11 protein-coding genes and 1 pseudogene are annotated in these 14724 nt (G+C 45.7%); 3 read left to right on the forward strand and 9 right to left on the reverse strand.

Going from position 1 to position 14724, the window contains the following annotated elements:
- The 6 genes and pseudogenes from K6C05_RS05835 to K6C05_RS05860 form a co-directional block, all read right to left on the reverse strand.
- Nucleotides 1-317, reverse strand: a pseudogene (locus K6C05_RS05835) (4-hydroxy-3-methylbut-2-enyl diphosphate reductase); the annotation flags it as partial.
- Between the two features lie 68 nt (nt 318-385).
- Nucleotides 386-988 carry a lysophospholipid acyltransferase family protein gene (locus K6C05_RS05840; protein WP_296732394.1) on the reverse strand — a complete coding sequence of 201 codons (603 nt, stop codon included), beginning with the start codon at nt 986-988 and terminating at the stop codon, nt 386-388.
- A gap of 4 nt (nt 989-992) precedes the next feature.
- Nucleotides 993-1649, reverse strand: a complete 657-nt coding sequence (cmk, locus tag K6C05_RS05845; protein WP_296732396.1) for a (d)CMP kinase — start codon at nt 1647-1649, stop codon at nt 993-995.
- A gap of 22 nt (nt 1650-1671) precedes the next feature.
- Nucleotides 1672-2994 carry a 3-phosphoshikimate 1-carboxyvinyltransferase gene (gene aroA, locus K6C05_RS05850; protein WP_296732397.1) on the reverse strand — a complete coding sequence of 441 codons (1323 nt, stop codon included), beginning with the start codon at nt 2992-2994 and terminating at the stop codon, nt 1672-1674.
- On the reverse strand, nt 2987-4228 hold the full coding sequence (locus K6C05_RS05855) for an NAD(P)/FAD-dependent oxidoreductase (protein ID WP_296732401.1): 1242 nt from the start codon (nt 4226-4228) through the stop codon (nt 2987-2989). The genes aroA and K6C05_RS05855 overlap by 8 nt, the downstream gene beginning before the upstream one ends.
- Nucleotides 4221-4961 (reverse strand): pseudouridine synthase, encoded by a 741-nt coding sequence (locus K6C05_RS05860; protein ID WP_296732403.1) that lies wholly within the window; start codon nt 4959-4961, stop codon nt 4221-4223. The genes K6C05_RS05855 and K6C05_RS05860 overlap by 8 nt, the downstream gene beginning before the upstream one ends.
- A 295-nt stretch (nt 4962-5256) precedes the next feature.
- Between K6C05_RS05860 and K6C05_RS05865 the strand changes: the two genes are divergently transcribed.
- Both K6C05_RS05865 and K6C05_RS05870 read left to right on the forward strand, forming a co-directional pair.
- A complete protein-coding gene (locus K6C05_RS05865; RefSeq protein WP_296732406.1) occupies nt 5257-7206 on the forward strand; it encodes a U32 family peptidase in 1950 nt (649 codons plus the stop codon).
- A gap of 223 nt (nt 7207-7429) precedes the next feature.
- On the forward strand, nt 7430-8728 hold the full coding sequence (locus tag K6C05_RS05870) for an aspartate aminotransferase family protein (protein ID WP_296732408.1): 1299 nt from the start codon (nt 7430-7432) through the stop codon (nt 8726-8728).
- An 89-nt stretch (nt 8729-8817) separates the two neighbouring features.
- On the opposite strand, the gene K6C05_RS05875 is transcribed toward K6C05_RS05870, so the two are convergent.
- Nucleotides 8818-10575 (reverse strand): GGDEF domain-containing protein, encoded by a 1758-nt coding sequence (locus K6C05_RS05875; RefSeq protein WP_296732411.1) that lies wholly within the window; start codon nt 10573-10575, stop codon nt 8818-8820.
- 440 nt (nt 10576-11015) lie between these two features.
- Between K6C05_RS05875 and lexA the strand changes: the two genes are divergently transcribed.
- On the forward strand, nt 11016-11600 hold the full coding sequence (gene lexA, locus K6C05_RS05880) for a transcriptional repressor LexA (RefSeq protein ID WP_296732484.1): 585 nt from the start codon (nt 11016-11018) through the stop codon (nt 11598-11600).
- A gap of 47 nt (nt 11601-11647) precedes the next feature.
- Here the strand turns inward: lexA and K6C05_RS05885 are convergent, their stop codons facing one another.
- Together K6C05_RS05885 and hflX are read right to left on the reverse strand one after the other, a co-directional pair.
- Complete coding sequence (locus tag K6C05_RS05885; protein ID WP_296732414.1) at nt 11648-12892, reverse strand: methionine gamma-lyase family protein; 1245 nt, start codon at nt 12890-12892, stop codon at nt 11648-11650.
- A 9-nt stretch (nt 12893-12901) separates the two neighbouring features.
- Entirely contained in the window at nt 12902-14716 is a 1815-nt protein-coding gene (hflX, locus tag K6C05_RS05890; RefSeq protein ID WP_296732417.1) for a GTPase HflX, read from the reverse strand.
- Nucleotides 14717-14724 lie beyond the last annotated feature (8 nt).

The following is a 14724-nucleotide window of genomic DNA, read 5'->3' on the forward strand; positions in this document are numbered from 1 at the left end:
ATTTTAGCTGACATCTGTGCCTTTCTTACATGGGGACAGGTCGCATCCACCATATTGAGTCCAAGGTCCTCAACACGCTTATATACCGAAGGTCCAACACCATGTGACCGTATAATTACGGTCCCTTCATTGACCTCATCCAGGGAATTTACCATTCCCACACCATTTTCTGCCAGCTTTGCAACCATTTGCGGATTATGTATTATGGGCCCCAGAGTATTTGTAACCTGGTTGGGTTGTGCTGAATCCTCAGCAATCTGTATCGCCCTCTTGACCCCATAGCAAAATCCCAAATTTTCTGCAAGGATTACTTCCATATATTTATCACCTAATAGGTTAATATTTTAAATATACTCAACATACTCAATCAGTATAACATTATTTTTCAATATTGGCTATTTATTTTTATTAAATTATCGATTTTATCCATAATTTTTTTTGAAAAATTTGCCAGCTCTTCCTTGTCATTATGCTTTCCCTCAAAATAAACCGGCTCGCCAAAAATAATTTGCAGACGGGGCAGAAAGCCACCATTCTGGAAGATTTTGTTCGTGCCAATTATGGCTGTTGGCACCACCGGCACCTTGCCCATGGCCGCCAAAAGTGCTACTCCTGACTCAGCCTTATGGGTTTTGCCATCCTTGCTCCTGGTCCCCTCAGGGAAAACTCCCAGGCAAAGGCCCTGCTTTAATATCCCCAACGCTGTTTTAATGGCACCCCTGTCTGCTGCACCGCGCTTTACCGGAAATGCATAGAGGTTGCGAATTATTACTCCGGCTATAGCAGGGCTGAAGAGCTCCTCCTTGGCCATATAAGCAACAGGCCGCGGCATATAGGTGCCAACAACAGGAGGATCCCAGTTGCTCAAATGATTTGCCGCCATTATCATGCCACCTTCAAGAGGGACATTTTCCCTGCCAACCACCCTTGGTCTGAACAATATTCCAAACAAAATAGTTAAAATAAATTTCAGTATACTGTAAAACATTTTATCACCTGCATCTGTCAAGAATAGCCTGTACTACTTCATCAATGCTCATATCACTTGTATCAATCAGCTCAGCATCCTCTGCCTGTACCAAAGGGGATATTTCCCGCTCACTGTCAGCCTTGTCCCTGGCAGCAATATCCTTTTTCAGCTGATCCATATCTACATCATAGCCCTTGGCTTTCATCTCATCATAACGCCTTTGGGCCCTTTCGGCAATTGAGGCTGTCAGGAACAGCTTTATATCGGCATTAGGCAGAACATTGGTGGCAATATCGCGACCATCCATGATTACTCCACCCTGAGTAGCCATATTACGCTGCAGCTCCACTAATTTTTCCCTTACAGGTCTCAATGCGGCCACTTGAGAAACGATACCTGTCACCTCCGGGGTACGGATCTCCCCGGATACATCCTTGCCATCCACATATACAAAGGTTTTTCCTCCCTTGTATTCCAGCACCACGCTGATATCACTGACTATATCCACAATAAGCTCATCAGTCACTTCCTGATTTTGCTGCAAGGTTTTCCAGGCAACTGCCCTATACATTGCTCCGGTATCAATATATGTATATCCAAGACTCTTGGCTGCCAGCTGGGCAACAGTACTCTTTCCGGCACCTGCAGGGCCATCTATTGCAACTACTAATTTTTTCATGATCTTATCTCTCCAAATTATATTATTTGTTCAGCAAATTATCCAGTTCATCATAAAATCCCGGATAGGAAATAGCTATGCAATCCGGATTTACAATGGTCACCCCGGCACCGGCCATTCCAGCAATGGCTAGGCTCATAGCCATTCTATGGTCATCATGGCTGAAGCATTCGCCATTAACCGGAACGCTTCCTCCATGAATCACAAGGCCATCCTCCTGGCCGTCAATAACCCCACCCAGCTTGCCGAACTGGGCACATATAGCTTCCAGGCGGTCTGTTTCCTTTACTCTAAGCTCTCCGGCACCGGTAATTATCGTATCCCCTTCAGCGAACATTGCCGCTACGGCAATGACAGGTATCTCATCCACCAGCCGTGGAATAATATCGGCTCCAAAGGATGTTCCATGCAGCCTTGCATGTCGGACCCTGATATCCGCCACCGGCTCACCGCCACTTTTACGCTTATTGAGCATTGCCACATCTGCCCCCATAGCCTTCATCACATCGATTATCCCTGTTCTGGTATCATTGACTCCAACATTTTTCAGCAGGAGCTCACTGCCCGGAATGATTGATGCAGCCACCATCCAGAATGCCGCCGAGCTTATATCCCCCGGCACCACCAGTTCCTCAGGAGCTGTCATTGTTTCAGGTGGTTCAACTGTTATGCTGTTTCCATCATATTCCAGATTCACACCGAAGGCTTCCAGCATAAGCTCGGTATGATTTCTTGAAGGATATGGCTCTACTACTGTTGTATTTCCCCGGGCAAAGAGCCCCGCCAACAGCACGGCTGATTTTACCTGGGCACTGGCCACCGGCATATCATAGGTAAACCCCTGCAAAGGTTCCTTGGGAGGAATGATGGCAATAGGCAATTTTGTATTCTCTCCCCGGGCAAAAATATTTGCCCCCATTTTCCTCAGGGGATTTATCACCCTCCCCATTGGCCGCTTATGTAATGAACTGTCACCGGTAAATACTGACATAAATCTCTGAGGAGCCAACATCCCCATCATGAGTCTCAATGTGGTACCTGAATTACCTGCATCCAGGACTGTTTCCGGCTCCTGCAGTCCATGAAGGCCATTGCCCTGTACCACCAGCTCTGTATCTCCAAGGATATCGACCTTAGCCCCTAACGCCCTCATTACACCTACCGTAGAGAGGCAATCTGCCGAAGGGAGGAAATTGGTGATATGAACTGGTGTGGTCCCTAATGCAGAAAACATAACCGCCCTATGGGAAACAGATTTGTCTCCCGGTATAACGATTTCTCCTCTGAGTGCCTTCGTTGCAGGCCGTATTATTTTACTATCCACCTGATAAATCCCCCTATTCATTCCATACGCACCAATTGCCTGCCGCAGCTCCCATGGAAAAAGCTGCCTGAAGATTGTAGCCTCCTGTAAAAGCGTCTACATCAACCACTTCTCCGGCAAAAAAAAGATTTTTTATAAGCTTTGACTCCATTGTCTTCGGGTTAATTTCCTTTACGGATACTCCACCGGCAGTGACAATGGCTTCTGCAATAGGCCTGGTACCGGTTACAGTCATCAGTAACCCCTTTAGGGCGGTTACCAGTCTATGACGCTCCTCCCTGGTCACAGAATTTACCATCCGATCAGCTGCCAGATATGCCGCATCCAACACCGGGGCTATCAGCCTTCCTGGTAAAAGGTCCTTCATGGCATTTTTGATTTCCTTCCGCTGATATTTTTCAAAATCCCTGACTATTCTTGCATCCAGCTGCTCAAAGCTCAAGGCTGGCTTCAGGTCAAGCATCAGCTCCACAAAGCTCCCAGCGTCCAGCAGCTGTGCTGCTTCCCGGCTCAATGACAGGATTATTGGACCGCTGACCCCGAAGTGGGTAAACAGCATTTCCCCAAATTTTTCAGCCACCTTTTTCTCGTCAGCCATCAGGGTAATCTGCACATTTCTTAATGACAGGCCCTGTAAATCCTGCACCCATTCCTCCTCCAGTTCAAGAGGTATCAGGGATGGCAGCTGATTGATTACGGTATGGCCAATATTCTCTGCCATCCTATAACCATCACCGGTAGAACCTGTCCCCGGGTAAGATGAACCACCGGTAGCCACAATGACAGCCTCTGCAGGGAATACAGTTTTATCCTCTGTTTTAACACCCGCAGCTACACCGTCTTCGATTATTATTTCCGAAACCCTTACCCCGGTGAGCAGCCTTATTCCCAGCTCATGAATGCGAAGTACCATTGCATTCACCGGGTCAGCCGCTTTGTCACTAACTGGAAATACGCGGCCACCTCGTTCCACCTTTGTCGGTACATCGATTCCATTAAAAAAATATTGTACATCCTCATTATCAAAGGCATGGATACAGCTATTCAGAAACTTGCCATTACCGGGAATGTTTTTAATGAGCTCAGGTATCTCAGCCGTATTTGTCAGATTACAGCGGCCCTTGCCGGTAATCAACATTTTCTTTCCGGGCTGCTTCATTTTTTCCAGAACAGTAACCTTCGCACCATTCTCTGCCGCTTTGATGGCAGCCATCATACCGGCAGGACCGGCTCCTACCACAACAATATTATTCATTATTTTTTCCCGGCCCTCCTGCAATATGTCTAAGCCCTGCCACCTCATCACCTGTAAGCTCCCGATATTTTCCCCGGGATACTCCCACCAATGTCAGGCCGGCAAAGGCAGTTCTTTTTAATGCCAGCACATCATGACCTACGGCCGAAAACATTCTCCTTACCTGACGGTTGCGCCCCTCATGTATGGTTATCTGAATCCGTGACCAATTTCCTTTTTCATTATATTCCAAAAACCTGACCTCAGCCGGTGCGGTGATACCATCCTCCAGCATTATCCCGGTACGGAGTTTCTGAAGCACTTCCCCCATTACCGTTCCCTTCACCTTGGCCAGATAGGTTTTATTGACCTCATAGCGGGGATGAAGGAGCCCATTCATCAGCTCCCCGTCATTGGTAAGCAGTAAAAGTCCCTCTGTATCATAATCAAGACGGCCTATTGGATATATATATTCATTGACCTCAGGCAACAATTCAATAACAGTCCTGCGCCCACGATCATCCCTGACTGTACTCAGATACCCTTTGGGCTTGTTCAATAAAAAATACAGCCGTGGCTGCTTCCTGTTTATTGCAACTCCATCTATTAAAATTTCATCATTATCATCTGCCTGTACTCCAAGCTCACTAACTACCCTGCCATTTAGGGTTACCCTGCCGGCAAGGATAAGTTTTTCTGCCTCTCGACGGGAGGCAGCACCAGCACGACTGATCAGCTTTTGTATCCTTTCCATTTGTCGCACACTCCTTCATGTTAATTAAAACATATGCCCCCCTGACTGTCTAGCGTTTTATGTTGTATGCTATCCTACAGTGTCAACAGAAAAATCCCCCCATGGCTGCAAACAGCTAAAAAATTCCCTCCCTTAAACTTCCCGAAAACAGCTGCCTATGGTCTGTTTCATTACATCCTATGGCATTAACTATCTACTACTTTATTATTTATACAAAAATTGTTATACTATAAAATGGTATGCAAATTTATAATTGAAAGCCAAAAATATCTTACATAAAAGGAGTAACAATATAATGATTTTAAATCGTAAATCCGTTGAGCTTTTAGCACCTGCCGGCAATTGGGATGCCCTTGTCGCTGCAGTAGAAGCCGGTGCTGACGCTGTGTATTTGGGCGGTAAGCACTTCAATATGAGAATGCACCGCAACAAGGATACAAATTTTGATGATGAAATGCTGAAAAAGGCGATTGAATACACCCATGCCCACGATGTAAGGCTCTATATAACCCTTAATAATCTCATAAGTGTTGATGAGGTTGAGCCACTAAAAAAATATTTGGCTTATCTAAACGAAATACGCCCTGATGCCATTCTGGTCCAGGATTTTGCCGTATTGGAAATCACCAGGGAAATGGGAATAGATATCCCCCTGCACACTTCCGTAATGATGAACACCCACAATGAGCATGCCATCAAAAAACTGAAGGAATATGGCATTACCCGCATTGTTGTAGGCAGGGAAATGACCTTGTCGGAAATGTCACTGTTCAAGGAACGCACCGGTTTGGAAATCGAATATTTCATGCATGGTGACATGTGCATTGCCGAAAGTGGTCAGTGCATCCACTCCGGCGTAGTATTTGGGCAGAGTGGCAACCGTGGCCGTTGTCTCAAGCCTTGCCGGTGGCCATATAAATTGATTGACGAAAAAACAGGAGAGCTTCTCGATCCGGACGATCAGCACGATTACAAGCTTGCCCTTAACGATATGTGCATGTACCGTAATATTCCGGAGCTTATACAGGCAGGAGTATTCTCCTTTAAAATCGAAGGGCGTATGCGTCCGGCCGATTTTATACGCCGCATTGTTTCCACCTATCGCAGGGCTATTGACAATTATATTGCCGATCCTTTTGGCTACCAGGTAAATGAGGAGGACTGGCAGGATTTATATAAGAACCGTGCCCGGAATTTCACCACAGCCTTCGCCCTGGGACAACCCGATGCCAGTGATATTGGTTTTGACGGGTCCCGCGAGCCACGCTTCTTCAGTGAAGCTGTGGAAGAGGCCGGCTTCCAGGATGAAATTCTCAAATCCGAACCCGCTATCGCAAAGGAAAATCCTGCAAAGCGCTTGTTATCAGTACAGGTCTCTGATATTGACAGTGTAGAGGCTGCATGTAAAAACGGTGCAGATATAGTATATCTTTCCGGTGAGGTGTTTAAACCTAAAAAGCCATGGTCCATCAAGGATGTTGAAAAAGCTATAGCCATTGGCAGAAAAACTGACACAAAAATTGTAATCAGCACGCCCCGCACCACCATGCGTCGGGAATGTGGTGAGCTGGAGCAATATCTGCATGCCATAAACAGCCTGAATCCCGACGGCATAATGGTCAGCAACCTGGGCTCCCTGAAGCTGGCCCAGGAACACACCAAGCTTCCTGTCCAGGCAGATTTTTCCTTCAATCTTTTCAACCACATGGCAGCCAGCTTTATGAAGAAAAACGGCATAAAGATGGCCACTGCCTCCCTGGAGCTTTCCTTTGGACAGCTGCGAAAGCTGGTGGAAAATTCGCCTCTGCCAATAGAGGTCATTGTGCATGGCTCCTACGAATCAATGATTTGTGACCATAATTTTGCCGGAATGATTCTGCCATACAAGCATTTGGTGAATCCGGAATTCGTAAATCGTCACTATGCGCTGAAGGACAAGGTAGGAGGCATTCATTCCCTGCGCATGGACCAGTTCAACCGCAACCATATACTATTCACCAAGGATTTATGCTACTATCCTTATCTGGATAAATTTAACGGTATTGGTGCTTTCCGTATTGAAGCCAAGGATTATTCCCCAGAACTCACAGCAAGCCTGACAGCGGCTTACCGCAAGGCACTGGATAACCTTGACAATGGCAAGCCTCACTTTGATGAAGCTGTGTTCAGGGAGCTGCAGGAATCAGGGCCGCGCCAGCTTGGTATTGGCGTCTACCGCTTCCGCCAGTCACAGGATTCTCTGTAATATAATGCTGTAATGCCAAATAGTATCGGCAAAAAAAGGGAACATCCTTCCCCCCATTTTATAACGCCATTGTTCAAATTTTTCTTTTAAAAAAGAAAAATCTTCCAAATTAGCGTTTCAACGAGGTGGGAAATATGCTCACCACCTGTTAAAGATTGTCCCCCCACCTATAGAGGAAGGGGACATCTTACACCAAGTTATAATAGTTTAGGAGATGCTGAATATGTCACTTGAAAAGCCTATCGGCCCAGAAGCCATTCTTGAAAAGAAGAAGAAATACATTATGCCCTGCCTGGCACACTTTTATAAGGAACCACGACAGTTTGTAAAGGGTGAAATGCAATATCTGTTTGACAGTGAGGGCAGGAAATATCTGGACTGCTTCGCTGGTGTGTCTGTAATCAACTGTGGTCACTGCAATCCGGAAATCAATGCAGAAGTCGTAAAACAGGTGCAGTCACTTCAGCATGTATGTAATGTCTACCTCACTGAAAACTTTGTTAACCTGGCAGAAAAGCTGGCCCAGGTGACACCGGGTGATTTACAGAAAACCTTCTTCTGTTCTACTGGAACCGAAGCAAATGAAGGTGCCATGCTTCTGGCATCCATATACACCGGCAATGATGAATTTATCAGTCTCAGAAACGGACTGCATGGCCGCACCAAGCTGACCATGAGTGTTACCGGTATTCAGATGTGGCGTACCGACCCACACCCTTGTGGAGGAATTCATTTTGCGCCCAATGCTTATTGTTATCGTTGCCCTTTGGGGAAAAAATATCCTGAATGCGATCTGGCTTGTGCCAATGCAGTAGAGGATATTATCAAGACCTCCACCAGCGGACATCCGGCGGCTCTGATTGCTGAATCAATCCAGGGAAATGCAGGAATCATTACCCCACCAAAGGGATATTTTAAGCGTGTCAAGGAAATATTGGAACATTACGGTGCGCTGCTTATTATTGATGAGGTTCAAACCGGTTTTGCCCGTACCGGAAAGATGTTTGCCATCCAAAATTATGATGTTGTTCCAGATATTATGACCATGGCTAAGGCCTTGGGTAATGGTGCACCTATCTCAGCCTTTACTGCCTCAGCAAAAATAGCTGATACCTACACCAAGCCGGGAGCGTCCACCCTGGGCGGAAATCCTGTATCATCAATGGCCGGTATCGGTGTGCTGAATTATATTGAAAAGCATAATCTGCTTAAAAATGCCCAGGAACGCGGCCAACAGCTCTATAACGGTCTTAAGGAGCTTCAGTCCAAGCATCCTGTAATTGGGGACATCCGTGGACTGGGACTGATGCGTGGTGCTGAATTCGTACACAGCGACAAGAGCCCGGCAGCAGATGAATTGGATCAGGTCCTCGAAGAAATGAAAAACCGGGGCTTTATTATCGGCAAAAACGGTATAGCAAGAAATGTCATGGCTTTCCAGCCTCCACTGGTAATTACGGCTCAGGATATTGACAATGTACTTAACAATTTGGATGATGTATTGACAAAAATCATAAAATAATGCTTAAATCACCTTATGATTGACGGCACAAAAAAGCAGGAGCCCTACGCTTCTGCTTTTTTTGTGCTTATTTTCACCCTGCCATCAGGCTATAAGATAGTAATGCTGTTCTTTCCATTCTGTTTTTTTGATTTATACAGTGCTGAATCAACTCTTTGAAACAGGGTTAGTACAGTATCATCAGTAACCGCCTCTGTAATACCAATACTAACTGTTATTATGTATTCAACCACCTGCAGATCCATCTTCATAATCCTGTCCCTGATACGGACAGCCACATTTCTGGCTGCATCTGCCCCGGCATTATTAAATACAATAATAAATTCATCTCCGCCCCAGCGACCTGCTCTGTCAGTGCTGCGTATGGACTGCTTTATGATCTCCGCCACACTCTTCAGTACGCTATCTCCTATATCATGGCCATAGGTATCATTAATCTGCTTGAAGTTATCAATATCCATCATCAGTACAGTGGTTATCCTGACACCAAACTTCCCCTCATACAGGGAATTCTCCATTTCAGCTTCCAATTCACCACGATTCATGAGATTCGTCAGAAAGTCAGTCTGGGCCAGAGATCTTAGCTGTCGGTTGCTTTCCTCCAGCTCGCTGGAAACAGCCTGTACAAAGTGCATCATATGGCTTAATACACTGTTTGTGCGTTCCAATTTCACAGGCTCCAGCTTTATCTCATCCATTGGTTTCAGCACCACAGGGCCTTCCCGCATGCCTATAATTGACAAACACATATTGTTCAAAAATATTTCCCCGGTATTAGACCTTATATACTCACCAAAAGCATATACTCCTGTAGACGGTGCAGATTTTCGGCAGGCCTCCAGCTCCTGGTTAACATCCTTGTGCAGAATCTGTTTCCTGGCCCAGCAGCTCACTGCAAACATACCCTCCGGAGAAAACCTTATCATATCCTGTTGAAGGTTGCGGGCCTCGTAAATGATAATGTCAGGATTGCCATAACACAGGCGCACCTTGTCCCCCACCTTAAAATCCGCACCATAACTGGCACTACCATCAGTTTCAACCATCCGGGGCAATCGTGACAGAGATGTACCATTACGCATTACTGAAAACGGAAAAACAACTGATTCCCGCAAAAAATCCTCATCCCACCGGGAGGTACCAAGATATTTTTCATATATGTTCTTTACCGGAATATCATCTATTTCACAGATTGTATGGAACCCCTTCATCTTGGTAACCGTCATGGTTTTTCCCAAAGGGCGCCACCCACTTCCGTAGCCTACATTTACATGTAGTGATTCCCCTTTGAAAACAGCTACAACATGACCACGATATATGGTTTCATCCCCAGTGAAAACAAATCCCTGGCCTGAAACAGTACCATCATCTACTACACCACCAAAAAACACAATATCAGATGGTATTTTGGATAACTCCTCAAAGAATGGCACCATCTCCAAGGAATACCCGGAAGTCAGCATTTCTATGGCTGCTACCTCCCCGGTGTGCATTAGTATCTCCAAAAAATTTTTGCCAATCTGTCTGCTTTCACTGTCTTCCCAAATTAAGGGCATCACATCAACCTGGGCAAACTTAAAAACTGAAAAGGTAACCGATATTCCATAATAATTAATAACCCCTGCAGTAATATTGGCCGAAACGGTACCACCTATAATTTTTGCATCAGGTAATACCGATTTCAGTTTCTTTACCAACAGGGGTGTATCTTTTTTGATTTTAACATCAACAAAAACAGTTGCCAAAATAGAGGAATAGTGACCAAAATTCGGCAAGATACGGGTGAATTCATCCACCAACAAATTGAATTCGTTTACATCTTCACAGAGATAAGGAATATGCTCCATACACTACACCTCTCACTACTTTCTGCCAAATTGTGTCTGTTGGAATAATAAAAATTCTTTCAGGCAAACCAGATACCCTGAGATAATGTATCCTGTCTTATGGTGCGTAGACAAAAAGTCCAACTGATTCAAGGTCGATACAGGTGCCTTGTCAAAATGAAGTTTTATGCTCCTTTTAAATATGCGGCACATCCATTCGGAATGAAATCATGAGGCCTATTCCTTCCATGAGGAATATTACCTATTTTCCAATCAGTAACGGATAAATGCATGTGTAGGAAATATACTACACATATAGTCAGAATTCCTCTTTTTTATGAAAATATTCATTGTTTTTAAATAGGTTATACTTGAAATAGAACATATATGTGATATACTATTGGTACATGTTAAGATAAGGGGTGTGAATTATGGGGCGCAAAAGGTGTGCAGACGAGCGCATGGGCCAAATTTACAATGTCATTAAGGAATTCCTGCTGGAAAAGGGATATCCACCTTCTGTTCGGGAAATCGGAAAATCTGTGGGGCTGAAGTCAAGCTCTACTGTCCACGGCTACCTCAATCAGCTTGAAGAGGCCGGACTTATCCGCCGGGACCCGACCAAGCCTCGTGCTATCGATTTGTTAGAGGATAAACCATGGGAACGGACCGTCAATGTCCCTCTGGTTGGAGCAGTGACTGCAGGAACACCTATCCTGGCACAGGAAAACATTGAAGAAGTATTTGCCTTTCCACAAAGTCTCCTTGGCACTACCAGTGAAACCTTTATGCTGAAAGTCGACGGTGACAGCATGATCAATGCAGGTATTTATGATGGTGATTACATTATGGTACGCCAGCAGAATACCGCCAACAACAGTGATATAGTAGTTGCTCTGGTAAACGGTGAAGCCGCCACGGTCAAAAGGTTTTTCCGCGAAAAGGACTACATCAGGCTACAGCCGGAAAACGATTCCATGGAACCTTTCTATGAAAGAAATGTTACCATTCTCGGCAAAGTAATCGGGGTTTATCGTCAAATGTAAATCAAAAATGGTGTAACAACATGCTTTGCATCTGTTACACCATTTTTTTATGCCTTTAAATCCTCTATTGCCTGAGCTGCTCCCATGATGCCTATAACGGCATGTTCAAAGGTTATACCGCCCTGCATGTAAACATTATATGGAGCTCTCATCGGGCCATCAGCACTGAGCTCTATGGAAGCGCCCTGCACAAATGTCCCGGCAGCCATAATAATCTTGTCATCATACCCTGGCATATCCCAAGGCTCAGGTGCAGCAAAGGAATCTACCGGAGAATATTTCTGTATCCCACCACAAAAGGCAATGAGATTTTCCGGGGTATCCAATTGAACCGCCTGGATAATATCTCCCCTAACATCAGTAGGCAGTGGCAAGGTCTTATACCCCAATGCATTGAACATACCTGCCGCAAAAATTGCCCCTTTAATGGCTTGAGCCACCACATGGGGGGCCATAAAAAAACCCTGAAAAATCATTCGGTTGTTGGCCAGGGAAGCTCCCAGCTCGTCTCCCATTCCTGGGGAGGTAAGTCTGTATGAAGCCAGCTCTACCAGCTCATCACGGCCACAGATATATCCACCGGTAAGAGCTATACCACCACCAGGATTCTTAATCAGTGACCCTGCCATAATATCAGCACCTACCTGTACGGGCTCCCTGGTATCCACAAATTCGCCATAGCAGTTGTCAACGAAGCATATACAGTCAGGTTTAATCCGATGCACCTCGCTGCATATGGATTCAATGTCATCAATGCTCAGGGGATCACGCATGGAATATCCGCGGGAGCGCTGTATAAGCACCATTTTCGTATCAGCTGTCATTTTACCCTGAATGCCTGCAATATCAACTTTGCCATTTATCATTGGCATTTCATCATATTTGATTCCAAACTCTTTTAAGGAGCCCTTACTTTCTGAGGTATAACCAATTACAGTCTGCATGGTATCATAAGGAGCCCCGGTAATGGACAGCAGACGGTCTCCGGGCCTGAGTATTCCAAAAAGCACCGTAGCCAGAGTATGGGTCCCTGAAACAAACTGAGTCCGTACCAAGGCACGCTCCGCACCAAATACCTTTGCAAAAAGCTCATCGGCCTTTATCCTGCCCATATCACTGTATGCATAACCGGAGGATGTATTAAAATGCCCCTCGCCCACCTGACAGTCACGCATGGCATCAAGCACCTTCAGGGTGTTTTCCTCAGCTATGGCATCTACACGCGCAAACATTGGCTGACTGTCGGCCAGCACCTGTTTCTTTATATCAATTAATTTTTTTGAAAAACCCATTATTTAAATTTACTCCTTAATCTCATATTTCATATATTTATCAGCCTCAGCTGCCGGTAGCTCCACCTCAAGAAGTGTCCCGCTTTCAGCATAATCTGTTCCAAGTACATTCCCAACATCATGCAGCTGGGTGATAATACTGCCCTCGGTGTAAGGGATGCAAAGCTGCAGGACTATCTTGCCACGATTAAAGAAGCTGGCCAGCTTATCCTTTAAAAGCTGCAAATCATCGGGATTTTTGGCAGATATTACAACGCCCTCTCGGTCCTGCAGCATCCTGCCGGCATCAAAGGCGGAGCCCCCACTGGACATAAGCCTGTCTGCCTTGTTGAACACAAATATGGATGGTTTTTCCTTGGCGCCTATTTCATCAAGGACATTGATAACTGCCTGTATCTGTAATTCATAATTGGGGTCACTGGCATCCACCACATGAATCAACAAATCAGCCTCTGTAGTTTCTTCCAATGTAGCCTGAAAGGCATTTACAAGGGTATGTGGCAATTTCTGAATAAATCCCACTGTATCAGTAAGCAGCAGCTGTTGCTTATCATCCAGGTCAACCAGTCTGGTAGTGGGATCAAGGGTAGCAAACAATTTGTCTTCTGCCAACACATCTGACCCCGACAAGGCATTGAGCAGGGTGGACTTACCGGCATTGGTATATCCTACCAGAGCTGCCGACGCCAATCTGGACTGCTTGCGCTGATTTCTGTGCAGCTTGCGCTGATTTTTCAGTTTTTTCAGCTGTTCCTCCAGATCATGAATGCGCCCATGTATACGCCTACGATCCATTTCCAGCTTTGTCTCCCCGGGGCCTCTGGTGCCAATACCACCACCAAGGCGTGACATTACAAGCCCCTGGCCCCCCAAGCGTGGCAGATTATATTTAAGCTGGGCCAGCTCAACCTGGAGTTTTCCGGCACTGGAACGGGCCCGTTGGGCAAATATATCCAAAATAAGTGCAGTGCGGTCCACTACCCTGAGCCCTGTACTCAATTCAAGATTTCGCTGCTGGGAAGGTGATATTTCATCATCAATAACCAGCAGGTCTGCCTCAACATTTTGGGCCAGCATGGCAATCTCCTCAACCTTGCCTTTACCAAGAAAATAAGCATTATCTGGTTTGTCCTTATTTTGGACAACCTCTGCCACCACTTCAGCTCCCGCAGTTTCCACCAGACCCCGTAGCTCAGCCAGGGAATCTTCCACCTGCCAGGCACTTTTTCTGGCAGAAAATGCTACCCCGGCCAGTATGGCTTTCTCTTTATGGTCCTCGGTATCCTTAAGTCGATTTTTACCCAATGCATTATTTACCAGCACAATAAGCTGCACCAGGTCAATATCATTTAATTCCTTTAATGACAGCTCTTTGGTGCCATTTACCACATAAGCCCCTGACTCTGTCATATCCCCGCTCAAAAAAGCCATACTGCCATATATCTTCCTATTGTGCTTAAGACCAATAGCCACCATGCAATCAAATCTCATACTGCGTAAGGAAGACAGGTCAGGTGCTGAGAGTCTGGTATCACCACTTGGATGAGTATGTACGCACCGTATCCCTGACAGACGGATGGCACTTCTCTGCTTTATATCCGGCAGCTCTACAGTAGCATCATCACCAACTGATACCTGTACCACCATGCCCTTGCGATTGATGTATACAGCCACTTCCCGCCCCAGCACGCCAGTAAGCTCCAGCATTTTTTCAGCTGCCTCCCGGGTAATGATTTGTCCCGGTGGAATATCAAGCTCATAAAGGGCTTCCAGCTCCTGTATAACTCCTGCTTTTATATTTTCCAAATTGCCATTTAAAGCCATAATTCACC

The organism is Anaerovibrio sp. (assembly GCF_024697385.1).
In the GTDB taxonomy this organism is placed as follows: Bacteria; Bacillota; Negativicutes; order Selenomonadales; family Selenomonadaceae; genus Anaerovibrio.